This is a genomic window from Paenarthrobacter sp. 4246, from assembly GCF_040546855.1.
Taxonomy (GTDB): Bacteria; Actinomycetota; Actinomycetes; order Actinomycetales; family Micrococcaceae; genus Arthrobacter.
Window position 1 is genome coordinate 46,238 of record NZ_JBEPOP010000008.1, and the last position, 22,980, is coordinate 69,217.

The window sequence follows — 22,980 nt, forward strand, 5'->3', positions numbered from 1 at the left end:
TGTGGTGGGGCTACTACTACGTGCCCCTGCAGGAGACTCATGGCCACCGGCTTCACCATGCCCGCCCCGGATTTTGACCTCAGCCCCATCACCGGTTGGACGCGGGAGCACTGGGTTTCCTTCGCGGATCAGCAGCTCCTCGCGGTGCGCCCCCACTTCTCCCCGCTGAAGGCGGCCATCCGGCTGGGCGGCCGCCCGTCGTCGTCGGGCGCTGTGTCCGACGGCCTGGAGGGCTTCGCGCGGACTTTCCTGCTGGCGGCTTTCCGGGTGGCGGGGGAGAAGGGCAGCGATCCCTTCGGTCATCTGGACCTTTACCGCGAGGGCCTTCTTCACGGCACGCAGAAGCACGGGCCGGAAGCATGGCTGCCCATCACTGACCGCTCCCAGCCCATGGTGGAAGCCGCGTCCGTGGTCCTGGGGCTCCAGCTCACCAAGCCCTGGCTGTGGGACACGCTGTCCGCGGGGCAGCAAGAGCAGGTGGCTGCCTGGCTGCGGGGTTCCTCGCGCAGTACCTGTGTGGACAACAACTGGGTGCTCTTCCAAGTGATGATCGCTGAATTCCTGGCCGGTGCGGGCTTTGAGTACAACGCAGCCCAGATAGGGCATGGCCTGGACAGGCTGGACGACTGGTACGCGGGCGGAGGTTGGTACCGGGACGGAGACAACGACGGCACCGGCGACTTCTTCGACTACTACTGCGGTTGGGCCATGCACTTGTACCCCATCCTGTGGGCCGAGTTTGCTGCCAGCCGGCATCCACAAGCCGATCACCGGCTTGAAATCTCCCGCCGTCGCCTCTCCGCATTCCTGGAGGACCACGTCAGGTTCTTCGGCGCGAACGGTGCCCCGGTGTTCCAAGGCCGCTCCCTGATCTACCGTTACGCCGCCGTCGCGCCCCTCTTCATGGGAGAGGCGATCTGCGCAACGCCGCTCGCCCCCGGCCAGACCCGCAGGATCGCCAGCGGTGCAGCCAAGTACTTCCTCGACGGCGGAGCCTACGACGACGGCCTGCCGTCACTGGGATGGTTCGGCGCTTTTGAACCCATGACCCAGGAATACTCCGGGCCGGCCTCGCCGTACTGGACGTCCAAAGCCTTCGTCGGACTGCTCCTCCCCGCCGACCACCCGGTGTGGACCGCTGTTGAGGAGCCATCGCCCCTGGAAGCCGCAGACGGCTTAAAGCATGCCGAGGCCCCCAACTACCTGCTCCACTCCACTGCTGCGGACGGCATCGCCCGCCTCCTCAACCATGGCAGCGACAAGTACTATGCGCCCGGCCCGGATGATCCCCTCTACCGCCGCCTCGCCTATTCAAGCCATACGGCGCCGCTGTTCACGGAGCACCCCGTCGACAACCATTTCGCCCTCCTCAACGATGCTGGGACGCCAAGCCGGCGCTCGCGGATCCACCGGCTGCCTGCGGGGCCGGGGCAAGCAGCCAGTTGGCACGCCCCGGTGTGGAACGATGCCGAGGATCCCGCTGATTCGGACTGGCGCGCCGCGACGGCGACCGCCGCTGCAGGCGGATACGAACTGCGGGTGCACGCAGTGGAGGCGCCGGACAGCTCCATCCTCGCGGTCCGGGACGGCGGATACGCGCTCGCGGGTGATCAGCCGATGCCAAGCAGCGGCGTCCTTGCTGACGGCCGGCTGCACACAGCCATCTGGCCGCTCCACGGCTACACGGACAGCGGCACGTATCAGGCCCAGGGGGTGTCCCCTTTTGGCGCCTTTGCCAGCTGCCGCTATCTGGAGGGCAGGCTGTCCGGGGAGCGCAGCTGTTTCGCCTCCCTGGTGTACCTCGGCGGCGAGCCGCCTGCCTGGGTTCCTCCCGCCGTCGGGCCTTCCTCCGCTTTTGAACTGTTCGACGACGGCGCCAGCGTCAGCGCCCGCCTCACCTTGGGCACAGGCCAGGTGCTGGAAGTGGTGTTCGCCCCCTGAGGTGGTGGCCCGGAATCTTGAGCGAATCTTGAGATGTCCCGGCGCCCTTCTTGAGGGCTCCGTCCGATGGTTGAAACATCAGCCAAACCGCTGATGGAGCTTCCAGGAAGGACCACCCAAATGACTGACCAGATCTCCACCCAGTCCTCGAACGCCACCGTCGTCCACGACGCCCTGTCAGGCACCGCAGAGGCCGTCCGGCATGCCGGCGAGGTTCTCGGCCAGACGCGTGTGGCCGTCCGTGAGCAATTCAACCCGCTGGGTGTGGGACTGCGCAGTATCTGGCCGCAGTCGGTGGTTGGTTTCTAGGGGTCGTCCGGACCCAGGCGCCCTGGAACTTGAAAGCGGGCAGGCGCCTCCCTCATTGGGGAGGTATCCTGCCCGGCGTCATTTAAGGGACGATGGATGCAGCTCAATAAATAAGGAGGCTTGTCATCAAGGAAGAGATGAGGAAGGCCGCCGATGTGGCCGAGGAAGCGTCGAATTCGCAGGCCTTCGCCGCTGTTGCGCGCGGCGGGTACGTGGTCAGCGGAATCCTGCACGTGCTCATTGGCGTCATCGCCCTCCAACTGGCGTTCGGAAGCAGCGGCGAAGCCGATGTCAGCGGGGCCGTGACGTCCCTCGCCAGCCAGCCCTATGGGCCGCTGCTGCTCTGGGCCTGTTTCGCGGCCTGCGCCGCGCTGGCACTGTGGCAACTGGGAAACGCCATCCTTGGCCACCGGAACGGTTCTGACAAGATCACCAAGAAGCTGTCCGCCATTGGGCAGGCGATCGTCTTCGCCGCCCTCGCCACCACCATCGTCTCCTTCATTGCAGGCAAGGGCCAGAACAGCCGGGAGTCCAGCAGCGACTTCACCGTCGCGCTCCTCAAGGCGCCGTTTGGCGTGTTTCTGCTGGTCGCCGTGGGTGCCGGCATCGCCATCACGGGGATCGTTTTCGCCGTGCGGGGATTTCGCCGGAAGTTCACCAAGGACCTCACGTTGTCCTCCAACAGTTCGGTGCGGAAGTTTCAAATGGGGGTAGGCGTGGTGGGGTACATCGCCAAGGGGATCGCCCTCTTCCTGGTGGGCCTGCTGGTGGTCATCGCCTCGGTGCGGGCCCAACCCGAGCAGTCAACCGGGCTGGACGGCGGTTTGAAGGCGCTCAGGGAGCAGCCCTATGGGGTGTACCTGCTGGCTGCCGTGGCAGTGGGGCTGATCGCGTACGGTCTGTTCCTGATGGTCAAGGCGCGGACCCTGCGGACGTAGTCTTCCGGACTGTTGTGGCGGGTAGGACGGATTGCGCGGTTAGTGCGATTAGCGGTCAGCGCGGTTAGGCGGCGCCGAATGCGGGTAAGGAACAACCATGACTCATCATGATCCGGACAACTCCGGCCAGCCACAGAACCGTCTCACGTCGCCCCCGGCGGACCCCCGTCGCGGATACCACTCCGGCGAGTTCCCGCAACAGGAGCAGGAACAACCGGGCCTGACCCGGCCTCTTGATCCCCAGCCGGACCACGGCGAGAAGAGTTATGTGGGACACGGCCGGCTGCAAGGCAAAACCGCACTCATCACGGGCGGAGACTCCGGGATCGGCGCGGCTGTGGCTATCGCCTACGCCCGCGAAGGCGCGAAGGTAGCCATCAGCTACCTGCCGGAGGAAGAAGAAGACGCAAGGTCGACGGCGGAATGGATCCGCGAGTGCGGCTCGCAGGTGCTCCTCTTGCCCGGCGACGCGCGGGACGAGTCGTTCGCGGCGGAGATTGTGGAGCGGACCGTGCAGGAACTCGGCGGGCTCAACGTGGTGGTGTTGAACGCCGCCTACCAAAAGAACCGTGAAGGTCTGGAAACCATCCCCACGGAAGAGTTCGACCGCGTCTTCAAGACCAACCTGTACTCGCTCATCTGGACCGCTCAGGCGGCCATTCCGCACCTCCGGCCAGGTGCATCGATTATTGTCACGGCCTCCATCCAGGCGTTCAACCCCTCCGCTCAGTTGGTGGACTACGCCATGACCAAGGCCGCCCAGGTGGCCTTCACCAAGGCCATGGCCGAAGAGTTGGGACCTAAAGGTATCCGGGTCAACGCGGTGGCCCCGGGACCCATCTGGACCCCGCTGATTCCCGCCACGGAATGGCCGGACAAGCTTCCCACATTCGGCCAGGACACGCCGCTGGGCAGGGCCGGGCAGCCTGCTGAGTTGGCTCCGGCCTACGTGTTGCTCGCCTCGGATGAAGGCTCCTACATTTCCGGAGCCGTGCTGCCCGTGACGGGAGGCAAGGGGCTGTGAACTGCTTGGCCGGAGGACGCCCATGATCGCCGTGCTGGTCATCGACATGCAGAACGCTTACTTCGAGGAGCCCGCGTTGAAGGCGCGCCAGGAAGAAATTGTTGCTGCCTGCAATTCCCTGACCAGCGCAGCGCGTGAAGCGGGGGCATACGTGCTCTTGGTGGGAACCGTGCATGAACGGGACAAATCCACGTGGAGCCTGAACATGCTGGACGACGATCAAGGCTTTATCTTCCGGGGCAGTGAGCAGGCAGAGTTCGTGCCCGGCCTGCTCACTGCCGACCTTCCCCGGCTCACCAAGACCCGGGACAGCGCCTTCTTCGGGACAGACCTCGCCATGCGGCTCAGGAACTGGGGAGTGGACACCGTGATCCTGGCCGGAATCTCCGCCCATAACTGCATCGCGCAGACTGCGGCCGACGCCTTCGCCCACAACATCAGGGTGATCTATGCTGCCGAGGCAACCGGCACGGAGAACGCCGAGGCCGCCGAGTCGGTGCTGCGGGTCTTCACCCGCGAATACCGGCAAGCCGTCCTGCCGCTGGAGGAGATCCTGCGGTTCCTCGAATCCGGGCCCCCAGCCTGGTCTTAGCGATCGCCGGATTCCTCCCGTTCCACCGGAATCCAGAGCTGCCCGCGGCCGTGGGTGCCCCCTGCCTCCACCTGGACGCTGAGCAATTCCGGCCCCGGTGCCCACCTGTAAGGGTTGGCCGGAAACCATTCAGTAGCTGCGTCGGCCCACATGCTTTGCAGGACCTCCGGGAAATTCCCTTCGGTTTCGAAGACCACCCACAAGCCCGCTGGAACGTCCAGGACGTCAAAGCCCTCCGGTGCCGGCTGGCTGGACGCCACGGCATGCCAGTAGTCCAGTTCGCTCCCCTCGCTCCGTTGCTCATCAATGTTGTCGGTGACGGACAGCGGGCCCGCCGGCTCCATGTCTGACAGTCCCAGCAGGCGCCGGGTGACAGCATGATCCAGGCCCCGTTGAAAATCGATGATGGCCTGGTTGGGTCCTTCGTGGACCAGGGGGACGCGGGCTTTCAGGCCAATAAGGCGGAAAGTGGGTTTGTCTTCTATGCGGTGTTTCATGTCGGTATTCCCTTCGACTCGCAGGTGGAACCTCAGCTGAGGTTGGGAATGAAGCACGGCGCCGGCTTGCCTCGCTTCAGACGGCGTGAGGCCGTGCATGGCTTTGAACGCACGGGTGAACGCCTCAGCAGAGGCGTAGCCGTAGCGGACAGCGACGCCCAGGACTGTGCCGCCGTCGATGATTTCCGCCGTGGCCGCTGTCAGGCGACGCCTCCGGATGTACTCCGAAACCGGCAGTCCGGCCAAGGAGGAGAACATCCGCCGGAAGTGATATTCGGACGTCAAGGCGATCCTGGCCAAAGTCCCCACGTCGATGTCTGCCGTGAGGTCCTGCTCAATTGCCTCTATTGCCCGGTTCCACTCCTGCATGCTGACCTGTTTCCTCGCCTTGTTTCCCTGCCGTGTCTTCACCCCTGCCCTCGACACTACGGAGGGCTTGGGACCGATGCCCCACCTATCCTTGCCCGAAAATATCAGGCCTCGAAAACGGGACCGCGTCCGCTGCCGGAATCCGAGGCAACGCAAAAGACCCGGAGGCTGCGGCTGCAGCACTCCGGGTCCTTGGTGTTATTCAGTTACTGCCGGTTCCATGAAAACCGGTTCCTGCTTACGGGCGACTTGAGCCAGATGCTTCTTCATCCGGTTCGGATGAGAAGGGCCGGTCCTCAGGGGTGTCTTCCGTGTTGTGCTCGTCCAGTTCAGCGTCGGCCGAGGGTACCGTCTTCTCGGCGTAGTCCCCTGCGGTGTAGTCGCCGCCGGCGTCATCTTTAAGGGTCTCCGGAGATACCCCGGAATCGCCGTAGTCGCCCTCGGAGTACTGGCCTTCGAGTTCGTCGCCGTTGGCGTCGCGGTTCTGGTTGTTAGCCATGGTGGGTCCTGCGGCTGGTGACCAGGCCGTAGATCAGCAGCACGATGATGGAGCCGCCGATAGCCAGGAGCCATGTGGTCAGGGAGAAGAATTCCTGCAGGCCCGTACCGAAGATCAGGCCACCGATCCAGCCGCCCAAGAGAGCGCCGACGACGCCCAACAGGAGGGTGATCAGCCAGCCACCACCCTGGCGGCCCGGAAGGATAAGTTTAGCGATAGCGCCGGCCAGAAGGCCGAGCAGAAGAAAACCAAAGAAACCCATTTTTGGTCCTACTTTCTTGTTGATGGAAATTCCATGAACGTGATGAAGCGAGTAAGTTCACCGGGTGCCTCTTCCGAGGTCTAGGCACCGTAATGGGGCCCCTGGAGGCCCTATGGAATGTGGGGAACGGAACTGTTTATGCAACCCCGATGAATTTATGAAATGCAGCCAATAAAGCACTCCTGCCGATTGGGTCGGTCTCGGTACTACACCAGTAACGCTAGCGGCTCCCGGGGCTAGTAGCAAGTAACCTGACTATTAGCTCAACCTTGCTTGCGGGCCTGGAATGCCGGGGATCCGCGCTCCAGCGGCCCTTGAGTGAGTCCACTACGCCCTTGGCGGTGTCCTTGATTTTCCCACCTGACTGCCGAAGATTTGCCTCAGATGGCTCGCCGTGCCACCGGTCCGGAGGTTCCTGTCAGCGGCTTTACTTCCCGCGGTTACCCGCTGGTTGGCTTTGCGGTTATTCCAAATTTTGTATTTCGGCAAATCACCATTGAGCTTGTCGTAATCAATGGGCAGGTGACAGTTCATGCCCGCCGGGACTAGTGTCGAAGAATACCGCCTCGAAAGGAGTGATTCCTGTGAAAGGGAAAGCATTGTTCGCCGTTGGAGTGGCCGTCGGCTACGTCTGGGGATCCAAGTCCTGGCCGGAGGTGTATCGGCGGCTCCGCGGAGGCACTGAAAAGGTCTGGAAGAATCCAGAAGTCCAGGAGAACGTCCACCATGCAACTGAAGCTGTCCAGGAGTCGGTTCCGGACATCCTGGACAACCTCTACGAGGCTGGCAAGAAGCTGATGGAGAAGGCCGAGGCCATGTTCCCCGGCATTACCTCGCCCAAGGCGGACCAGAGGTCTGGTCCCCCATATGCCAGCAGCTCTTCTACTGGCCCTACTGTCACCACCGTCCCGACGGTCACGTCCGACGTCGTGTCGGACCCGGCCCGGGATGACACCACCGGAAGTGACTGGGCGGATGAGGGTGGCGCCGTGCCGGAGGGGCCCGCCACGAGCACGCCGCCCAAGGCCTAAAGCCCTCGAGCGTAGTACCCCTCACGCTCTGCCGCGGTCAAGATCGCCTCTCCCAGTTCCTTCGGCTTGGTGAATTGCGGCCAGTGGCCCGTGGGAAGGTCGATGTAGTCCACGTCCCGGATCCGTGCGAGTTCGGCGGTGAACGGGTGCCCGGCGTCCATCCATTCCTTGAGGAGCGACGACGGGAACTGGCACGCGATGATCGTGGCCGGAACGTCGTATCGGCGGACGTCGCTCAGGTGCTGCTGGTCGAGTGCCACTCCCTTGGGCTCGGGGACGGCGCGGGCGCGGAAGGCTTCCTTCAGGTCATCGGTGAGGTCAACCAGGTCTTCGTCTTCGAACGCTTCCCACGGCGGCAGCGGGATGTCGTCGCCGTCGTCGGGCAGCTCGTCATTGATGACCCCACCCTCGCCAAGTGGTCCGCTGTCCACGTAGATGGCGCGGGCCACGCGGTCGGGGCGGGCGTCGGCTGCGCCGTGGATGATGGCGCCGCCACCTGAGTGGCCCACCAGGATGACGTTGCCCTCCAGTGAGTCCACTTTCGCCACCACGGCCTCGATATGAGTCCGAAGACCGATGCCGGCGCGTGGTGCATCGGCAGATTCCAAGCCAGGCAGGGTCAGTGGGTGAACTGTGTGTCCGGCCGCAACCAGCGGGGGAGTCACCTCCTCCCATGACGACGCGTCCAACCAGAAGCCGGGTACAAGGATGATGTCCATGCCGGTACCCTACGGGAGGCCCCCGACGCTATGTAAGGGTGGCCGGGTTCGAAAGAAGGGGTTGACGTGGGTCACCTCGACGGCTGATAGTTATCGTATACGATTTCGTACTTGATGCAGCTCGAGGAAGAGGAGGCGCCGTGACATTGGAGTTCCGGTCCCAGGAAGTCAGCCAGGACATGCTGGCCCGGACGCGCAAGGTCATTGCCGTCCACATCAACTACCCGAGCCGTGCGGCGCAGCGTGGGCGTACTCCGGGGCAGCCGTCGTACTTCCTGAAGCCGTCCTCGTCCCTGGCGCTCGGCTCCAGTGAGGCTCCCGGAACGGTTGAACGCCCCGCCGGCTGTGAACTGCTGGGCTATGAGGGCGAGATCGCGCTGGTCATTGGGAAGGCCGCCCGTCGCGTGGGGCTGGACGACGCGTGGAGCCACGTCGAGTGGGTCACCGCGTCCAACGACCTCGGCGTCTACGACCTCCGCTATGCAGACAAGGGCTCCAATGTCCGGTCCAAGGGCGGAGACGGCTTCACCCCCATTGGCCCGGCGTTGATCCCGGCCGACGCCGTTGATCCCGCTGCTCTAAGGATCCGCACCTGGCACAACGGCGACCTCGTCCAGGACGACACCACTGAGGACCTGCTCTTCCCTTTCGCGCAGCTCGTTGCGGACCTTTCGCAGTTGCTCACGCTCGAAGAGGGCGACATCATCCTCACCGGCACCCCCGCCGGCGCCTCGGTGGCCAAGCCCGGAGACGTCGTCGAAATTGAGGTCACCGGCGGTGACTTCAGCAGCCGCCGCCTGGTCACCAAAGTTACGGAAGGCACGACGCCGTTCGCGGACTTTGGTGCCCGGCCCAAGACTGATGACACCCAGCGCGAGGAGGCGTACGGATCGCGGGAAGCCGCAGGGCTGGAGGCTTCGGAGCCGGCGGCTGCCGGGAGTGTGCTGACTCCGGAGCTGAAGGCGAAGCTCGAGTCCGTCGCCACCGCCACCCTGTCCTCCCAGCTCCGCAAGCGGGGGCTGAACAATGTGAGCATCGACGGCCTGCAGGCCACCCGCCCGGACCGCAAAGTGGTGGGCCTCGCCCGGACCCTGCGCTATGTGCCCAACCGCGAAGACCTGTTCAAGGCCTACGGCGGCGGGTTCAATGCCCAGAAGCGGGCCATTGACTCCGTGAACGAGGGCGAAATCCTGGTCATGGAGGCCCGCGGCGAGAAGGGCACCGGCACCGTAGGGGACATCCTGGCGCTGCGAGCCCAAGTCCGCGGAGCGGCCGCGATTATTACCGACGGCGGCGTCCGCGACTACTCGGCGGTGGCTGACCTGGAGATGCCTACCTACTTCGCCAATCCGCACCCGGCAGTCCTCGGACGCCGGCACATCCCGTGGGACACGGACATCACCATCGCCTGCGGCGGTGCAACTGTCCAGCCCGGCGACATCATCGTGGCCGACTCCGACGGCATCCTGGTGATTCCCCCGGCCATCGCCGAGGAACTGGTGGACGACTGCATCCAGCAGGAAAAGGAAGAGACCTTCATTTTCCAGATGGTCCAGGAAGGCAACAGCGTGGACGGGCTGTACCCGATGAACAAGGACTGGCAGGCGCGCTTCCAGGAATGGCAGAGCCGGCAAGGAGCCCAGAGTGACTGAAACCGCCGTCGGAAGTACCGCCGTCGAAAACGCCGGAGCCCAAAGCAAGTCGCAGCAGGCGTATGCCGCCGTGAAGGCGAGAATCGTTGAGGGCGCATATACGCCGGGTTACCGTTTGGTACTTGCCAAGATTGCCGAGGATTTGGGTTTCAGCGTGGTCCCGGTCCGCGAAGCGATCCGCCGTCTGGAGGCCGAAGGGCTGGTGAAGTTCGAGCGGAACGTCGGCGCAACGGTGTCCGGGATCGACCCCACCGAGTACCTCTACACGATGCAGACCCTGAGCATCGTGGAAGGTGCGGCCACGGCGTTGTCCGCACCGCTGATCGACTCGGTCTCCATTGCCCGGGCGCGTGCGGTGAACGAGGAGATGCGGGAGTGCCTGGAGCACTTTGATCCCGTCCGATTCACCGCCCTGAACCAGGACTTCCACAGTGTCCTGTTTGAGCACTGCCCCAACCCGCACATTCTTGACCTGGTCCACCGGGGCTGGAACCGGCTGGCCTCCATCCGGTCCTCGACCTTCCGTTTCGTCCCCGGCCGCGCGCGGGAATCGGTACGCGAACACGAAGCTTTGCTGCAGCTCATAGAGAGCGGTGCAGACGCCGACACCATCGAAAAGGCCGCCCGCCAACACCGTGCTTCCACCCTGGACGCGTACCTGGCCCAAGCCAAGCAATAACTACCAACCACTGATCGCTAGTTAGGACTTCAACGATGACGACCTCAGTAGAGACCGCCAAGCACTACATCCCCGAGAACCTGCCGTCCCATATCCAGCACTTCATTAACGGCGAGTTCGTTGACTCCATTTCAGGTAAGACCTTCGACGTCCTGGACCCGGTATCCAACGGCAACTACGCCACGGCTGCTGCGGGCCAGAAAGAAGATATCGACCTCGCCGTTGCCGCGGCCCGTGAAGCATTCGTTAATGGCCCGTGGCCGAAGATGAAGCCGCGCGAACGCGCCCGGGTCCTGAACAAGATCGCCGATGCCGTCGAGGCCCAGGAAGCCCGCCTCGCCGAGCTCGAGACCTTCGATACCGGCCTGCCGATCACCCAGGCCAAGGGCCAGGCGCTGCGCGCGGCCGAGAACTTCCGGTTTTTTGCCGACCTGATCGTGGCGCAGTTCGACGACGCCATGAAGGTCCCAGGCTCACAGATCAACTACGTGAACCGGAAGCCGATTGGTGTCGCCGGCCTCATCACCCCGTGGAACACCCCGTTCATGCTCGAGTCCTGGAAGCTCGCCCCGGCGCTGGCCACCGGCAACACTGTGGTGCTGAAGCCAGCCGAGTTCACGCCTTTGTCCGCGTCCCTCTGGGCTCAGATCTTCAAGGACGCAGGCTTGCCTGATGGCGTGTTCAACCTGGTCAACGGACTGGGCGAAGAAGCCGGCGATGCCCTGGTCAAGCACCCGGACGTACCGCTGATCTCCTTCACGGGCGAGACCACCACGGGCCAGACCATCTTCCGTAACGCCGCAGCCAACCTCAAGGGCCTGTCCATGGAGCTCGGCGGCAAGTCCCCGTGCGTCGTGTTCGCCGATGCGGACCTGGACGCCGCGATCGATTCGGCTCTGTTCGGGGTGTTCTCCCTCAACGGCGAACGCTGCACCGCCGGTTCCCGCATCCTGGTGGAGCGGGCCGTTTACGACGAATTCTGCGAAAAATACGCCGCCCGGGCCAAGAACATCGTGGTGGGTGATCCCCACGATCCCAAGACCCAGGTGGGTGCCTTGGTTCACCCTGAGCACTACGACAAGGTGGCGTCCTACGTGGAGATCGGCAAGTCGGAGGGTCGGCTCCTGGCCGGCGGCGGCAGGCCCGACCACCTGCCCGAAGGCAACTACATCGCACCCACGGTGTTTGCCGACGTCGCGCCTGACGCGCGGATCTTCCAGGAGGAAATCTTCGGTCCCGTCGTGGCCATCACGCCTTTCGAGAACGACGACGAAGCCCTCGCCTTGGCGAACAACACCAAGTACGGCCTGGCGGCCTACATCTGGACCCAAAACCTCACCCGGGCGCACAACTTCTCCCAGAACGTGGAGGCCGGCATGGTGTGGCTCAACAGCCACAACGTCCGCGATCTCCGCACCCCGTTCGGCGGCGTCAAGGCCTCCGGCCTGGGCCACGAGGGCGGCTACCGTTCCATCGACTTCTACACCGACCAGCAGGCCGTGCACATCACGCTCGGCTCCGTTCACACACCCAAATTCGGCGCCTAAACCTGGAGTTTTTGTACAGATAACGCCCCTAAAACCCGTTCTAAAGGGCCGTATCTGTACAAAAACTCCATCCAAATGACCCCTTTCAACGAAGAGAGAATCCCATGAGCAACTTCACCGGCCCCATCCCCACCCCCACAGTCCCGGCACCGGACATCGTCCGCTGCGCCTACCTGGAACTGGTGGTCACGGACCTGGCCAAGTCCCGCGCGTTCTACGTGGACCTCCTCGGCCTGCACGTCACCGAAGAGGACGAGAACACCATCTACCTGCGCTCCTTCGAGGAGTTCATCCACCACAACCTGGTCCTCCGCAAAGGCCCGGTCGCTGCCGCAGCCGCCTTCGCGTACCGGGTGAAGTCCCCGGCAGAGGTGGACGCCGCCGAGGCCTACTACCGCGAACTGGGCTGCCGTGTGGAGCGCCGCAAGGAAGGCTTTACCAAGGGGGTGGGCGACTCCGTCCGCGTCGAAGACCCGCTGGGCTTCCCGTATGAGTTCTTCTACGACGTAGAGCACGTCGAACGCCTCACCCAGCGCTACGACCTCTACTCCGCGGGTGAACTGGTTCGCCTGGACCACTTCAACCAGGTCACCCCTGACGTCCCGCGCGGCCGCAAGTACCTGGAGGACCTCGGCTTCCGCGTCTCCGAGGACATCAAGGATTCCGACGGCGTCACGTACGCGGCGTGGATGCACCGCAAGCAGACCGTGCACGATACCGCCCTGACCGGTGGCAACGGACCCCGCCTGCACCACATCGCCTTCTCCACGCACGAGAAGCACAACATCATCCAGATCTGCGACAAGATGGGCGCCCTGCGCATCTCAGATAGGATTGAACGCGGCCCCGGACGCCACGGTGTGTCCAACGCCTTCTACCTTTACATCCTGGACCCGGACGGCCACCGCGTGGAGATCTACACCCAGGACTACTACACCGGCGATCCGGACAACCCCACGGTCACCTGGGATGTCCACGACAACCAGCGCCGCGACTGGTGGGGCAATCCCGTGGTCCCGTCCTGGTACACCGAGGCCTCCTTGGTCCTGGACCTTGACGGCAATCCGCAGCCCATCATCGAACGCACCGATGCTTCAGAGATGGCTGTCACCGTGGGCGCCGACGGCTTCTCCTACACCCGTCCCGAAGGCGCATCCGGCGAAGCTGCAGAGGGCTTCAAGCTGGGGGCGCAGGTCTAAACCATGTTGGACGCGAAGACGATCGAAGCCATTGCCGACGAGCTCCTCGAAGCCGGCCGGAACCGCCAGCCGGTCCCGCGCCTGACCGCCCGCTACCCCGAGATGACGGTGGAGGATTCCTACGCCGTGCAGCAGTTGTGGAGGCGGCGGAACGAGGAAGCCGGACGCACGTTGGTGGGGCGCAAGATCGGCCTCACGTCCAAGGCCATGCAGGCCGCCACGGGCATCACGGAGCCGGATTACGGTGCCATTTTCGATGACATGGTCCTGGAAACCGGTTGCTCCGTGGAGTGGGACAAGTACACCCATCCCCGGGTGGAGGTGGAACTGGCCTTCGTGTTGAAGTCCGGCCTCAAGGGGCCCGGCTGCACCATCTTCGATGTCCTCAACGCCACCGACTACGTGGTTCCGGCCCTCGAGATCCTGGACTCCAGGATCGAAATGGAGGGCCGGACCATCGTGGACACCATCTCGGACAATGCCGCGATGGGCGCCATGGTGGTGGGTGGTCGCCCGGTGCGGCCGGACGCCGTCGACCTCCGGTGGGTGTCCGCAATCCTGTACAAGAACCAGACCGTGGAAGAGACCGGAGTGGCCGCCGGAGTGCTGGATCATCCGGCCAACGGGGTGCACTGGCTGGCCAACAAGATCGCTGCCCACGGGGACTCGATGAAGGCCGGAGATATCATCCTGGCGGGCTCGTTTACCCGCCCCCTGTGGGTGTACAAAGGTGATACCGTGCACGCTGACTACGGACCGTTGGGAGTTGTGACATGCCGCTTCAGCTAGGCCCCACTTTCTTCTCGGCACTCACTGAGGCGGGCCGGCCGCTCGCCGGCATGTGGGTGTGTTCCGGTAGCCCCTTGGTTGCGGAAATCTGCGCCGGTTCCGGCCTGGACTGGGTCCTGATCGACGCCGAGCACAGCCCCAATGGCCTGGAGTCCATCCTGGCCCAGCTTCATGCGGTGAGCGGCTACCCGGTACAGGCCATGGTCCGTCCACCGGTCAACGACACCGTGGTCATCAAGCAATATCTTGACCTGGGTGTGCAAAACCTGCTCATTCCCATGGTGAACTCGGCGTTTGAGGCCGCCTCCGCGGTGGCTGCTGTCCGGTATCCGCCACATGGGGTCCGGGGGGTCGGCTCGGCGTTGGCCCGGGCCTCCCGCTGGAACCGCGTCCCCGACTATTTGGCGTCGGCCTCGGAATCCATCAGCCTCACGGTGCAAATCGAATCCGAGGCTGCGGCGTCGGCTGTGGAGGAGATCCTGGCCGTCGACGGTGTGGACGGCATCTTCCTTGGCCCCTCGGACCTCGCCGCCTCCATGGGCCTGCTGGGACAGCAGGAAAATCCCTTGGTGAGGGCCGTCGTCGAGCATTGCCTCGAAGCCGCGAAGGCGGCCGGTAAACCGGCTGGTGTGAACGCCTTCAACGAGTCAACCGCGCGGGCGTATCTCGACGCCGGTGCCTCCTTTGTGCTGGTCGGCGCCGATGTTGCTGTACTGGCCCGCGCGTCGGAAGGGTTCGCGTCAACGTTCATTCCCGTGTCCGAAACGGCTGACCGCGAAAGCTACTGACGTATCGCCGTGGGCTAGGCTCGACGGAACGAGAGCCTGAGGGAGGACGTGCTTCCGGAGACCGTGAGCCTTATCAGTGCGGATACGGACATCAAAGCGGGGTCAGCCCGGTTGCTGACAACTTACGACGATGTGGAGTACTTCGCGGCCAAGAGTTCCACCGGCGGGTCCGCCTGTTTGATTTCGGTTCCTGTAGGACTCCCGGAGCGGTGGAGAGCTGGTTGCGCAGCGGTAGCGACAGACGAGGAAATCGTCACTCTGACTGGTTTTGACGATTCTCAAGCGACGCTGATCAACGATGGCGTGGACGCCGGCCAGCCGAAATACGACGGCTGGACGCAGATCCATCCCAACGTCCTGTACAACCCCCGCTAGCTATGCGCGGGCCATGTACCACTCCGTGAATTCGCGGGCACGGCCGTCCTCAGCAAACCGGATGACCCACAGGTTGTCGTAGGTGGGGTCACCGTTCAGGTACGTGGTCAGGCCTTGGACGAACGCTGTGTCACCGTCCTTGCCCAGGAGCGTCCATTCGAAGGTCCAGTCCTCCGGCTTGTCACCGGCGTCGGCCCACGCCTTGACGATTTCCTCGTGGCCGTTCCACGGTTTCGCCGTGTTGGGGCGGTCGTTGTAGACGGCGTCCTCGGTGAAAAGTGCCCTGATCTCTTCAGGGTCATTCGAGGTCCACGCGCGTTCGTACTGGTCCATCCAAGAGTTCACATCGCTCATCCCTCCGTTCTACCCTGCTGCTGGGCCGGGTTCAACGGGGTGGGCAGCCAGCAATCCTGCTCCCTCCGGAGAATGCCACCCGCTGCGCGGCGGAGATGTGGTCCGGGGTGAGGCCGGTCAGTGATCTGCTCCCGGTGGACTCCGATCGCGTCAGTCTTCGTCCAGCGTTTCAGTCAGGTGGTGCGTGGGGATACGATCCCGGTCGTACGTGATTTCCGTGTAGCCGTGTGGCTGCGGACGTCCGTCGGTGCCCAGGTTGACGAAGACGATTTCCTCGATGGTCAGGATGGGCTGGCGGGTGATCATGTTGCGGACTTCGGCGCGCATGGTCAGGGAGGTTCGGCCGAAACGCTTGGCCGTCAGCCCCATCTCGATCAGGTCGCCCTGCACGGCCGAGCTCACGAAGTTGATCTCGGAGATGTACTTGGTGACCGCCCGGCCATTGCCCAGTTGAAGGATGGCGTAAATCGCGGCCTCTTCATCTATCCACTTCAGCAGGCTGCCACCAAAAAGCGTGCCGTTGGCGTTGAGGTCCTCGGGCCGCACCCATTTGCGGGTGCGAAAGGTGATGTCTGCTTTTTCCATAATCCGAGATTATCGAACTGCGGCGGCGGCCGCTTGATGTTGCGCCGCCGAACAGCAGCCCGGCCCCGACATTGCCGTGTCCACAATGCCCATTGGAGGCATCCCGGTGGGGCACCCGCAATCCCATACACCCGTTCCAGTCACGCCCGCCCAGCTACGCCATGGCTGTGTGCGATGCGCTGTGGGAGTCGATCCTCTTGGAGTAGCAATACGATTCGGTGATGCCAACATACGGACCAAAATTCGGTACCGCAGCAAAACCGGCGCTCTCGTAGAAGCTTCGACCGTCGGATTGGGCCGACCCCGCCTCGGCTGCGATGACGCTGAACCCATGGGAATGCGCCTGGGCTTCAAGCGCGGCAAGGATGGAGCTCGCAACTCCCGAACCACGGGCATAGGGAACCACGTACAGCCTCTTGATCTCCGCAGTCTTCTCGTCGAGCATCCTGAGCCCGCCGCACCCCAGCGGTTGACCTGAGCATTTCTCGTACGCCACTACGAATACGGCGGTATCTGCTTCCGACGGCGGAGGTCCGGGCTCATGGTCCGTGCTGCCGAACCGCGCATCGAGTTCAGCCTGCTGTGCGGCCCGGAGGTCAGCACCCACGGGGTTGGCCCATGTGACCTGCCGGATGTTGAGCCGTGGATTGGTCTGCATCTTGCCTCTTTTCGCCGGGTTTCGGGGAGGTGTCTATGCGTCTTAAGCCTAGGGAGCTGTGGTTACCGCGGTGTTTCCTGCGCGTAAGCGTCGGGAGAATTGCTGGCCTTTCCTGCGTTGTGAGGCCCGCTCTGCGCCCTCCGGAGGCGTTGTGGGGCGCAGAGCAGGCCTCGCAACGCCAAGAATCAGGACTGCTCGCATCAGGACCGCGTCGATCAGGGCTGACGGGCCTCGCCCGTGGGGTCCTCCGCGGTTCGGTCGACCAAGGCCATTCCGCCCACAGGTACCTGGTCCCAGTGCAGCACCTTCCATCCATTCCGGGGGTCGCCTTCGAGAGCCACGATTCCAGTGTTCGGGAGTTGATGGGTTTCAGCGAAAACAGTGTCGATGTCCGTCGCCCGACGTCCCGCCCAGCAACGGATCGCGGCACCATGGCTGACGATCGCGGCAGTCGAGTGTCCAGCGGCCGCAACTTCCTCCACGGACGCATCGAACCGGGCGAAGAAGTCGTGCCCGTCGAAAGCACCCGGCATCCGGACGTCCAAGTCGCCGTCCGTCCAGGCAAAGACTGTGCTCATGTAGCGGAGGTGCGACTCATGGTCTGTCTTCTTCTCCAAGGCGCCCGCTTCAATCTCGTGGACCCCCTCCAGAACGGCTGGCTCCATGCCTGTGGCCTTCGCCAAGGGAGCGACAGTCCGCTGGGTGCGCAGCAGTGTGGAGGTGTAGAGCGCTTCGATGGCTTCGTCCGCCAGCGCATCCGGGAGGGCCGCTGCTTGGCGCTCACCGAGTTTTGTCAGTCCCGGTCCGGGAAAGGCGGTGTCCAGTTGGCCGGCAACATTTCCGGGCGTTTGTCCGTGCCTGATCAACAGGAGCTTCATGGGTGCTCCGCTCCTTACGTCGTAACTGATCCGTTTTCACAGAGGGTCGCGCGGTCACATGCACCGCCGCAATGGCCGCGCCGGCTGTGCTGGACTCCACTGGCCGCACCGCCATCTTCCTTATGTATTCCCAGCCAATCAGCCACTCAAGCACCAGAAGGACCCGACACGCCGTGGCCCAGAACTCACGCTCGGTCCCGGGAGGGAAGCCGGGAGAGACGCAGGCAGAAAACACGATTAACGTCGACGGCGGGCCGAGGCACCCAGCCCCGGCCCGCCGTCGGCGCGCGTTTGGTCTTACTGCAGGTGGTCCACCAACTTGTCGGCGATGCCCGTGTACTTGCCCGGAGTCAGGGCGAGCAGGCGTGCCTCAGCGTCGGCGGAGAGGCCAAGTCCCTGCACGAATTCCTGCATCCGGGCGCCGTCCACGCGCTGGCCGCGGGTGAGGTCCTTCAGCCGTTCGTACGGGTTCTCCATGCCTTCAACGCCTGCGATGGCCTCGGCGCGCATGACCATCTGGATGGCCTCACCCAGGACTTCCCAGTTGGTGTCGAGGTCGCCTGCGAGGACTTCCTCGGCGACGTCGAGGGCTTTGAGGCCCTTGGCCACGTTGGAGATGGCCAGCAGCGAGTGGCCGAAGGCGACACCGATGTTGCGCTGCGACGAGGAATCCGTCAGGTCGCGCTGCCAGCGGGAGGTCACCAGCGTGGCGCCCAGTGTGTCCAGGAGGCCGTTGGAGATCTCAAGGTTGGCTTCCGCGTTTTCAAAACGGATCGGGTTGACCTTGTGCGGCATCGTGGAGGAACCCGTGGCGCCGGCAACCGGGATCTGACGGAAGTAGCCGATTGAGATGTAGCTCCAAATGTCAGTGCAAACGTTGTGCAGGATGCGGTTGAAGCGCGCGATGTCGGCGTAGAGCTCGGCCTGCCAGTCATGGCTCTCGATCTGCGTGGTGAGCGGGTTCCACGTGAGGCCAAGGCTTTCAACGAACGTCCTGGCGACGGCTTCCCAGTCAGCGCTCGGGACCGACGCGACGTGGGCGGCGTAGGTGCCGGTGGCGCCGTTGATCTTGCCCAAGAACTCGGTCTTGGCTATGCGCGCCAGCTGGCGGTTCAGGCGGTGGGCGATGACCGCCAGTTCCTTGCCAAGCGTGGTGGGGGTGGCGGGCTGGCCATGGGTGCGGGACAGCATGGGCACAGCGCGGTTCTCTTCCGCCATGGCCTCGATCTGCTGGACGAGGGCGGCGGCGTTCGGGAGCCACACGTTCTCCACGGCGCCCTTGATGCCAACGGCGTAGGAGAGGTTGTTGATGTCTTCCGAGGTGCAGCCAAAGTGCACCATAGCGGTGAGATTCTCGATGCCAATGGCGGGCAGGCGGCGGCCGATGTAGTACTCCACGGCCTTGACGTCGTGGACGGTAACAGCCTCGATCTCGGCGAGTTCGTTGACCGAAGCGGCGTCGAAATCGGTGACGATGGCACGCAACTGCGCGATTTGCTCGTCGGACAGTGGACCGGCGCCCGGCAGCACGGACTGGCTGGTCAGGTGGATGAGCCACTCGACTTCGACGTGAACGCGATCGCGGTTAAGCGCAGCCTCGGACAAGTAATCCACGAGGGGCGCGACGGCGGCACGGTAGCGGCCGTCAAGGGCGCCAAGGGCGAGAGGTTCGGAAGCGAGGGACACGCGAGGGGATTCAGCCATGGTGCCTATTCTTTCATGTTCCGCAACGGCGCCCGAGTCGGTGACGCCGCTATGTGGATGGCTCCGTGGTTATCCACATACGCGACGTCGTCGCTTCCGTTGGGTTCCTGCGCTCCGTAGCGTCGAACCTACCGATCAGCAGAACAATCAATGGAGTATACGGACATGAGCGTCGGCTTGATGCCTGCAGCCAACCCGCCCACTTTCGACCCCCTGGAGTGTTCCTCCCGAAGCCACGAAGTCCAACGGCTCGCGTGGCGCATCAAGACGTGCGTAGACCAAGTGGACGCTGTTCTGACGTCCCTGCGAAGAACTCAAATGGAGGATTGGCAGTCTCCCGCCGGACGCGCCTACCGGACAACCATTGCCCTGCATGCTTCAGCGCTGATGCGTGCCCGTGAAGCCATGGACACCGCCGCTGCCTTGGTGTTGCGGCATTCCCAGAACGTTTCAGTTTCCGGTGAGAGGGGACGGTAGTGGCCGATTCAGCTCCAGTGGGAGCCGGTGAAGCGCCACGACCCTTACCGCCGGCGCCTGACGGAATTCTCACCATAAGGGGCGGGGTAGGAGGGGTGTCTTTCCAGTTGGAGGAACTCCTGCGGGGCGCAACCCAGCTCGATGACGTTGTCCAACAGCTCCTTGGTATCGAAGACGAGGCACGTCGGGTCCAGGACGATTTGGAACCGTACCTGTACGAGTCCCTGGAAACCGGCCGCAGTGCCGCCGACGCTATTGCCGGGAGCAGGAGGGACGTGGCGCAAGTGCGTCAGGAGTTGGTTGAGGTCGGCGCGAGTGTTCGGGCCAGCCACCGGGATTACGAGGTAGTAGAAGCCGGCAACGGCTTCCGGCAGCAACTGCGTCTCGATGAGCTAAGGGTCTCGGGAATAGGCTGGTTCCCTGGCCGCGACATGACGCACAACGTCCTCAGGGGAGTTGTGGTTCCACCTTGGACCAGCACGAGGGATACCCTTCACGGAATTCTGGAGTCGCCGCTCCTTGAAGCCCTTCAACCCAGAGACGTCAGGGTCGAGAAAGTTGAGCAAGCAGTAGAACATGTTGAGCCTTCAATGGCAGAAAGCCTTCGCCGACTCGAGAGGCTTCATGCCCGGAATGACGGCGGGATCGAAGTCATCCAGTTCGAACAGGACGGCTCGTCGTCCTGGATGGTGCTGATACCTGGAACTCAACCCAACTCACCCAATACGAACCCGCTCGATATTCAAGGCATCGGCGAGGCCGTTGCCTACGATTCGGAGGAAGTGATCCCGGCTGTTGGCCAGGCCCTCCGCGAAGCCGGAGCAGAAGCCGGAGACCACGTCGTGGCGGTGGGGCACAGCCAGGGCGGTATACACGCCATGAACCTCAGCCGGAACCAGGCCTTTCTCAGCGAGTTCGACCTCAAATATGTGTTGACAGCCGGAGCCCCTGTTGGCGGCATCACGCCCGAGCCAGGCATCACCTCACTCCACTTGGAACATGTGCAGGACTGGGTCCCGGGAATAGACGGCCAAGTAAACGCCGACACGAAAGACAGGGTGACGGTGTCGCTGACGGACGAGGTCAGGGCGCCCGAAGGCCAGGACGCTGGGCTTGGCCCGGGACACGATCAGGAGAATTACGCAGCAGGAGCAGAGTTGGTTGCCGCGAGCCACGACGAGTCCCTGGTCGCTTCGACCGCCGTATTCGCGGGGGTTGTGGGTGCCGGTGGGGTAGCAAGAGTGACGCGGTTCAGGATGGAAAGGGCACCGATGCCGGTTTCGCGGTTGGCAGTTTCGCCGTCGGCGGTGAAGCCGGATTCGCCGCCGACCGTCCAGGACACGAAGAAGGGGGTTGGAACGCGGTAGGTGTGTTGCTCCTATCGCTTTCGGGCTCCAGGTATCAGGCCCGCCACCATCGAGATGATGCTGATGATGAGCGAGGCCAGAATGGCTGTCCAGAAGAACGAGTCGAGGGTGAGGTGTACTGGCGTGAAAGAGCTCAGCCAGGCAGTGAGGTACAGCATCGCTGCGTTGATAACGATGGTGAACAGGCCAAGCGTGATGATGGTTACCGGGAGGGACAGCAGCCTGACCAGAGGGCGGACGACCGCGTTCACTACACCAAAGATCAGTCCTATGAACAAATACGCCAGGATGATGCCGGCGGTGTCTGCACCTTGGGTGAGTCCTGCATTGGTGGCGGCTTTCTCGGTGGCGCTTGTGGTGATATCCATGCCTTGCAGGAGCCAGGTGGCCACCCACAGGGCAAGCCCGTTAATGAGGACGCGAATGATGAATGAACCCATGGGCCCATGCTTTCACACGGAGCTGTTAATCAGCTCCGCATTAGCTATAAGCAGCCAAGTAGGCTTGAAGCCATGACTACTACTGACAACGCACCGGAGGGCGTACTCCCTCGACCGGTCGTGGACAGGCTACCGAAGTACGCGGCAGGTAAACCCCCCGCTGCGATTGAGGGCCTCACCAGCTACAAATTGTCGTCCAACGAAAACCCGCTGCCTCCGATTCCTGCAGTGTTGCAGGCAATTGCTGACCAGTCCGATATCAACCGCTACCCGGATCCACTCGCCACCAAGCTGCGAACCGCACTTGCCGGCTTCCTCGATGTCCCCGCCGACGATGTCGTCACTGGTGCGGGCAGCCTTGGAGCGCTGAACCAGATTCTCGCAACGTTTGCCGGGCAGAACGACGACGGCAAGCAGGACGAGGTCATCTATGCCTGGCGTTCTTTCGAGGCATATCCCATCTGTGTCGGCCTCGCAGGTGCCGCCAGTGTCCAGATCCCATTGCTGGCTGACGGACGGCACGACCTCGAGACCATGGCCTCGGCTGTCACTGTCCGTACCAAGGTGATCCTCCTGTGCACCCCGAACAACCCCACAGGTCCCATCCTCACGGCAGAAGAAACTGAGCGCTTCATCCAGTCTGTACCCCCACATGTGGTGGTGGTCATCGATGAGGCGTATCAGGAGTTCGTTCGGGATTCAGAGGCGGTTGACGGCATCAAGTTGTACCGCAACTACCCCAACGTAGTGGTGCTGAGGACCTTTTCCAAGGCGCACGGACTGGCCGGACTAAGGGTTGGATACAGCGTCTCGGGCCCCTTGCTCACGCAACACCTCCGCGTCACCGCCACTCCTTTTGCAGTTTCCCAAATCGCAGAACGCGCCGCTGTTACCTCCATCGAGAATTTCGATCAGGTTGTGGAAAGGGTACAAAGCCTGGTGGACGAGCGGGACCGCGTCACAGCCGGCCTCCGGGACCTTGGGTGGTTTGTTCCTGAGGCCCAAGGCAACTTCATTTGGCTGAATCTTGGGGAGCACAGCGGCGAGTTTGCGGCCTTGGCGGCAGAGCGAGCATTGTCCGTGCGTGCCTTCGCCAATGAGGGCGTACGGGTAAGCATCGGTGAGGTCGAGGCCAACACCCGATTCTTGGAACTCTGTGCAGGTTATACAAAGGCGCCGCTGGGTTCCTAGCGGTTAACAAATGCGCCAACCCAACTTACTGCCGATAAAGTAAGGGACGAAAGCCAATAATATGCCCGTTCCGGAATACATACCGGAACGGGCATATATCCCAGCGACAGACATTG

General features: G+C 63.3%; 26 protein-coding genes. 16 read left to right on the top strand and 10 right to left on the bottom strand.

Translation table 11 applies throughout. The annotated features are described in order from the left end of the window. Positions 1 to 39 precede the first annotated feature (39 nt). The 5 genes from ABIE35_RS15650 to ABIE35_RS15670 all read left to right on the top strand — a co-directional run bounded on the left by ABIE35_RS15650 (position 40) and on the right by ABIE35_RS15670 (position 4,804). Entirely contained in the window at positions 40 to 1,941 is a 1,902-nt protein-coding gene (locus tag ABIE35_RS15650) for a DUF2264 domain-containing protein (RefSeq protein WP_354516308.1), read from the top strand. Between the two features lie 120 nt (positions 1,942 to 2,061). Then, the gene (locus tag ABIE35_RS15655) at positions 2,062 to 2,250 is read left to right on the top strand and encodes a hypothetical protein (protein WP_354516310.1); all 189 of its coding nucleotides are present in this window, start codon (positions 2,062 to 2,064) and stop codon (positions 2,248 to 2,250) included. Positions 2,251 to 2,387: 137 nt separating this feature from the next. Continuing rightward, positions 2,388 to 3,188, top strand: coding sequence for a DUF1206 domain-containing protein (locus tag ABIE35_RS15660; protein ID WP_354232572.1), 801 nt, complete (start codon positions 2,388 to 2,390; stop codon positions 3,186 to 3,188). A gap of 97 nt (positions 3,189 to 3,285) precedes the next feature. Further along, positions 3,286 to 4,212 carry an SDR family oxidoreductase gene (locus tag ABIE35_RS15665; RefSeq protein ID WP_354516312.1) on the top strand — a complete coding sequence of 309 codons (927 nt, stop codon included), beginning with the start codon at positions 3,286 to 3,288 and terminating at the stop codon, positions 4,210 to 4,212. A 22-nt stretch (positions 4,213 to 4,234) separates the two neighbouring features. Continuing rightward, positions 4,235 to 4,804 carry a cysteine hydrolase family protein gene (locus ABIE35_RS15670; protein WP_354516314.1) on the top strand — a complete coding sequence of 190 codons (570 nt, stop codon included), beginning with the start codon at positions 4,235 to 4,237 and terminating at the stop codon, positions 4,802 to 4,804. On the opposite strand, the gene ABIE35_RS15675 is transcribed toward ABIE35_RS15670, so the two are convergent. From ABIE35_RS15675 to ABIE35_RS15685, 3 genes are all read right to left on the bottom strand, one after another. Continuing rightward, positions 4,801 to 5,670, bottom strand: coding sequence for an AraC family transcriptional regulator (locus ABIE35_RS15675; protein WP_354516315.1), 870 nt, complete (start codon positions 5,668 to 5,670; stop codon positions 4,801 to 4,803). The two genes, ABIE35_RS15670 and ABIE35_RS15675, sit on opposite strands and share 4 nt — an antisense overlap. Before the next feature lie 238 nt (positions 5,671 to 5,908). Next, positions 5,909 to 6,169, bottom strand: a complete 261-nt coding sequence (locus ABIE35_RS15680; RefSeq protein ID WP_354516316.1) for a hypothetical protein — start codon at positions 6,167 to 6,169, stop codon at positions 5,909 to 5,911. Then, positions 6,162 to 6,431 (bottom strand): GlsB/YeaQ/YmgE family stress response membrane protein, encoded by a 270-nt coding sequence (locus tag ABIE35_RS15685; RefSeq protein WP_089596629.1) that lies wholly within the window; start codon positions 6,429 to 6,431, stop codon positions 6,162 to 6,164. The genes ABIE35_RS15680 and ABIE35_RS15685 overlap by 8 nt, the downstream gene beginning before the upstream one ends. Positions 6,432 to 7,015: 584 nt before the next feature. Between ABIE35_RS15685 and ABIE35_RS15690 the strand changes: the two genes are divergently transcribed. Next, positions 7,016 to 7,462: a hypothetical protein gene (locus ABIE35_RS15690; RefSeq protein ID WP_354516317.1), complete on the top strand. Its 447-nt coding sequence runs from the start codon at positions 7,016 to 7,018 to the stop codon at positions 7,460 to 7,462. On the opposite strand, the gene ABIE35_RS15695 is transcribed toward ABIE35_RS15690, so the two are convergent. Further along, a complete protein-coding gene (locus ABIE35_RS15695) occupies positions 7,459 to 8,181 on the bottom strand; it encodes an alpha/beta fold hydrolase (protein ID WP_354516318.1) in 723 nt (240 codons plus the stop codon). The two genes, ABIE35_RS15690 and ABIE35_RS15695, sit on opposite strands and share 4 nt — an antisense overlap. Positions 8,182 to 8,321: 140 nt before the next feature. Here ABIE35_RS15695 and ABIE35_RS15700 point away from each other — a divergent pair, with 140 nt between their 5' ends. The 7 genes from ABIE35_RS15700 to ABIE35_RS15730 all read left to right on the top strand — a co-directional run bounded on the left by ABIE35_RS15700 (position 8,322) and on the right by ABIE35_RS15730 (position 15,210). Continuing rightward, positions 8,322 to 9,833 carry a fumarylacetoacetate hydrolase family protein gene (locus ABIE35_RS15700; protein WP_354516320.1) on the top strand — a complete coding sequence of 504 codons (1,512 nt, stop codon included), beginning with the start codon at positions 8,322 to 8,324 and terminating at the stop codon, positions 9,831 to 9,833. Further along, the gene (locus ABIE35_RS15705) at positions 9,826 to 10,512 is read left to right on the top strand and encodes a GntR family transcriptional regulator (RefSeq protein WP_354516322.1); all 687 of its coding nucleotides are present in this window, start codon (positions 9,826 to 9,828) and stop codon (positions 10,510 to 10,512) included. The genes ABIE35_RS15700 and ABIE35_RS15705 overlap by 8 nt, the downstream gene beginning before the upstream one ends. 35 nt (positions 10,513 to 10,547) lie before the next feature. Then, on the top strand, positions 10,548 to 12,059 hold the full coding sequence (hpaE, locus tag ABIE35_RS15710; RefSeq protein WP_354516324.1) for a 5-carboxymethyl-2-hydroxymuconate semialdehyde dehydrogenase: 1,512 nt from the start codon (positions 10,548 to 10,550) through the stop codon (positions 12,057 to 12,059). A 104-nt stretch (positions 12,060 to 12,163) separates the two neighbouring features. Further along, positions 12,164 to 13,258: a 3,4-dihydroxyphenylacetate 2,3-dioxygenase gene (gene hpaD, locus ABIE35_RS15715; RefSeq protein ID WP_354516326.1), complete on the top strand. Its 1,095-nt coding sequence runs from the start codon at positions 12,164 to 12,166 to the stop codon at positions 13,256 to 13,258. Positions 13,259 to 13,261: 3 nt separating this feature from the next. After that, a complete protein-coding gene (gene hpaH / locus ABIE35_RS15720; protein ID WP_354516327.1) occupies positions 13,262 to 14,047 on the top strand; it encodes a 2-oxo-hept-4-ene-1,7-dioate hydratase in 786 nt (261 codons plus the stop codon). Next, complete coding sequence (locus ABIE35_RS15725) at positions 14,032 to 14,835, top strand: aldolase/citrate lyase family protein (protein WP_354232560.1); 804 nt, start codon at positions 14,032 to 14,034, stop codon at positions 14,833 to 14,835. The genes hpaH and ABIE35_RS15725 overlap by 16 nt, the downstream gene beginning before the upstream one ends. Positions 14,836 to 14,883: 48 nt before the next feature. Continuing rightward, complete coding sequence (locus ABIE35_RS15730) at positions 14,884 to 15,210, top strand: hypothetical protein (protein WP_354516329.1); 327 nt, start codon at positions 14,884 to 14,886, stop codon at positions 15,208 to 15,210. On the opposite strand, the gene ABIE35_RS15735 is transcribed toward ABIE35_RS15730, so the two are convergent. From ABIE35_RS15735 to purB, 5 genes are all read right to left on the bottom strand, one after another. Next, positions 15,211 to 15,564, bottom strand: a complete 354-nt coding sequence (locus ABIE35_RS15735) for a nuclear transport factor 2 family protein (RefSeq protein ID WP_354516331.1) — start codon at positions 15,562 to 15,564, stop codon at positions 15,211 to 15,213. A gap of 150 nt (positions 15,565 to 15,714) precedes the next feature. Next, on the bottom strand, positions 15,715 to 16,149 hold the full coding sequence (locus ABIE35_RS15740; protein ID WP_089596607.1) for an acyl-CoA thioesterase: 435 nt from the start codon (positions 16,147 to 16,149) through the stop codon (positions 15,715 to 15,717). Positions 16,150 to 16,303: 154 nt separating this feature from the next. Further along, the gene (locus ABIE35_RS15745; RefSeq protein WP_354516333.1) at positions 16,304 to 16,807 is read right to left on the bottom strand and encodes a GNAT family N-acetyltransferase; all 504 of its coding nucleotides are present in this window, start codon (positions 16,805 to 16,807) and stop codon (positions 16,304 to 16,306) included. A gap of 215 nt (positions 16,808 to 17,022) precedes the next feature. Further along, the gene (locus tag ABIE35_RS15750; protein ID WP_354516335.1) at positions 17,023 to 17,685 is read right to left on the bottom strand and encodes a histidine phosphatase family protein; all 663 of its coding nucleotides are present in this window, start codon (positions 17,683 to 17,685) and stop codon (positions 17,023 to 17,025) included. 297 nt (positions 17,686 to 17,982) lie between these two features. Continuing rightward, the gene (gene purB / locus ABIE35_RS15755) at positions 17,983 to 19,389 is read right to left on the bottom strand and encodes an adenylosuccinate lyase (RefSeq protein ID WP_354516337.1); all 1,407 of its coding nucleotides are present in this window, start codon (positions 19,387 to 19,389) and stop codon (positions 17,983 to 17,985) included. 165 nt (positions 19,390 to 19,554) lie between these two features. Between purB and ABIE35_RS15760 the strand changes: the two genes are divergently transcribed. After that, the gene (locus tag ABIE35_RS15760; protein ID WP_354516339.1) at positions 19,555 to 19,866 is read left to right on the top strand and encodes a hypothetical protein; all 312 of its coding nucleotides are present in this window, start codon (positions 19,555 to 19,557) and stop codon (positions 19,864 to 19,866) included. Positions 19,867 to 19,961: 95 nt separating this feature from the next. Then, complete coding sequence (locus ABIE35_RS15765) at positions 19,962 to 21,233, top strand: hypothetical protein (protein ID WP_354516341.1); 1,272 nt, start codon at positions 19,962 to 19,964, stop codon at positions 21,231 to 21,233. 11 nt (positions 21,234 to 21,244) lie between these two features. Here ABIE35_RS15765 and ABIE35_RS15770 read toward each other — a convergent pair whose 3' ends face one another. Continuing rightward, positions 21,245 to 21,673, bottom strand: a complete 429-nt coding sequence (locus ABIE35_RS15770; RefSeq protein ID WP_354516342.1) for a phage holin family protein — start codon at positions 21,671 to 21,673, stop codon at positions 21,245 to 21,247. A 72-nt stretch (positions 21,674 to 21,745) separates the two neighbouring features. Here ABIE35_RS15770 and ABIE35_RS15775 point away from each other — a divergent pair, with 72 nt between their 5' ends. Continuing rightward, positions 21,746 to 22,864 carry a histidinol-phosphate transaminase gene (locus ABIE35_RS15775; RefSeq protein WP_354516343.1) on the top strand — a complete coding sequence of 373 codons (1,119 nt, stop codon included), beginning with the start codon at positions 21,746 to 21,748 and terminating at the stop codon, positions 22,862 to 22,864. The last annotated feature ends 116 nt before the right edge of the window (positions 22,865 to 22,980 follow it).

Bases quoted from the DNA above. Each gene is read 5' to 3' on its own strand.
- ABIE35_RS15650 (WP_354516308.1), top strand. From the start codon at position 40: ATGGCCACCGGCTTCACCATGCCCGCCCCGGATTTTGACCTCAGCCCC.
- ABIE35_RS15655 (WP_354516310.1), top strand. From the start codon at position 2,062: ATGACTGACCAGATCTCCACCCAGTCCTCGAACGCCACCGTCGTCCAC.
- ABIE35_RS15660 (WP_354232572.1), top strand. From the start codon at position 2,388: ATGAGGAAGGCCGCCGATGTGGCCGAGGAAGCGTCGAATTCGCAGGCC.
- ABIE35_RS15665 (WP_354516312.1), top strand. From the start codon at position 3,286: ATGACTCATCATGATCCGGACAACTCCGGCCAGCCACAGAACCGTCTC.
- ABIE35_RS15670 (WP_354516314.1), top strand. From the start codon at position 4,235: ATGATCGCCGTGCTGGTCATCGACATGCAGAACGCTTACTTCGAGGAG.
- ABIE35_RS15675 (WP_354516315.1), bottom strand. From the start codon at position 5,670: ATGCAGGAGTGGAACCGGGCAATAGAGGCAATTGAGCAGGACCTCACG.
- ABIE35_RS15680 (WP_354516316.1), bottom strand. From the start codon at position 6,169: ATGGCTAACAACCAGAACCGCGACGCCAACGGCGACGAACTCGAAGGC.
- ABIE35_RS15685 (WP_089596629.1), bottom strand. From the start codon at position 6,431: ATGGGTTTCTTTGGTTTTCTTCTGCTCGGCCTTCTGGCCGGCGCTATC.
- ABIE35_RS15695 (WP_354516318.1), bottom strand. From the start codon at position 8,181: ATGGACATCATCCTTGTACCCGGCTTCTGGTTGGACGCGTCGTCATGG.
- hpaE (WP_354516324.1), top strand. From the start codon at position 10,548: ATGACGACCTCAGTAGAGACCGCCAAGCACTACATCCCCGAGAACCTG.
- hpaD (WP_354516326.1), top strand. From the start codon at position 12,164: ATGAGCAACTTCACCGGCCCCATCCCCACCCCCACAGTCCCGGCACCG.
- hpaH (WP_354516327.1), top strand. From the start codon at position 13,262: ATGTTGGACGCGAAGACGATCGAAGCCATTGCCGACGAGCTCCTCGAA.
- ABIE35_RS15725 (WP_354232560.1), top strand. From the start codon at position 14,032: ATGCCGCTTCAGCTAGGCCCCACTTTCTTCTCGGCACTCACTGAGGCG.
- ABIE35_RS15735 (WP_354516331.1), bottom strand. From the start codon at position 15,564: ATGAGCGATGTGAACTCTTGGATGGACCAGTACGAACGCGCGTGGACC.
- ABIE35_RS15740 (WP_089596607.1), bottom strand. From the start codon at position 16,149: ATGGAAAAAGCAGACATCACCTTTCGCACCCGCAAATGGGTGCGGCCC.
- ABIE35_RS15745 (WP_354516333.1), bottom strand. From the start codon at position 16,807: ATGCAGACCAATCCACGGCTCAACATCCGGCAGGTCACATGGGCCAAC.
- ABIE35_RS15750 (WP_354516335.1), bottom strand. From the start codon at position 17,685: ATGAAGCTCCTGTTGATCAGGCACGGACAAACGCCCGGAAATGTTGCC.
- purB (WP_354516337.1), bottom strand. From the start codon at position 19,389: ATGGCTGAATCCCCTCGCGTGTCCCTCGCTTCCGAACCTCTCGCCCTT.
- ABIE35_RS15760 (WP_354516339.1), top strand. From the start codon at position 19,555: ATGAGCGTCGGCTTGATGCCTGCAGCCAACCCGCCCACTTTCGACCCC.
- ABIE35_RS15770 (WP_354516342.1), bottom strand. From the start codon at position 21,673: ATGGGTTCATTCATCATTCGCGTCCTCATTAACGGGCTTGCCCTGTGG.
- ABIE35_RS15775 (WP_354516343.1), top strand. From the start codon at position 21,746: ATGACTACTACTGACAACGCACCGGAGGGCGTACTCCCTCGACCGGTC.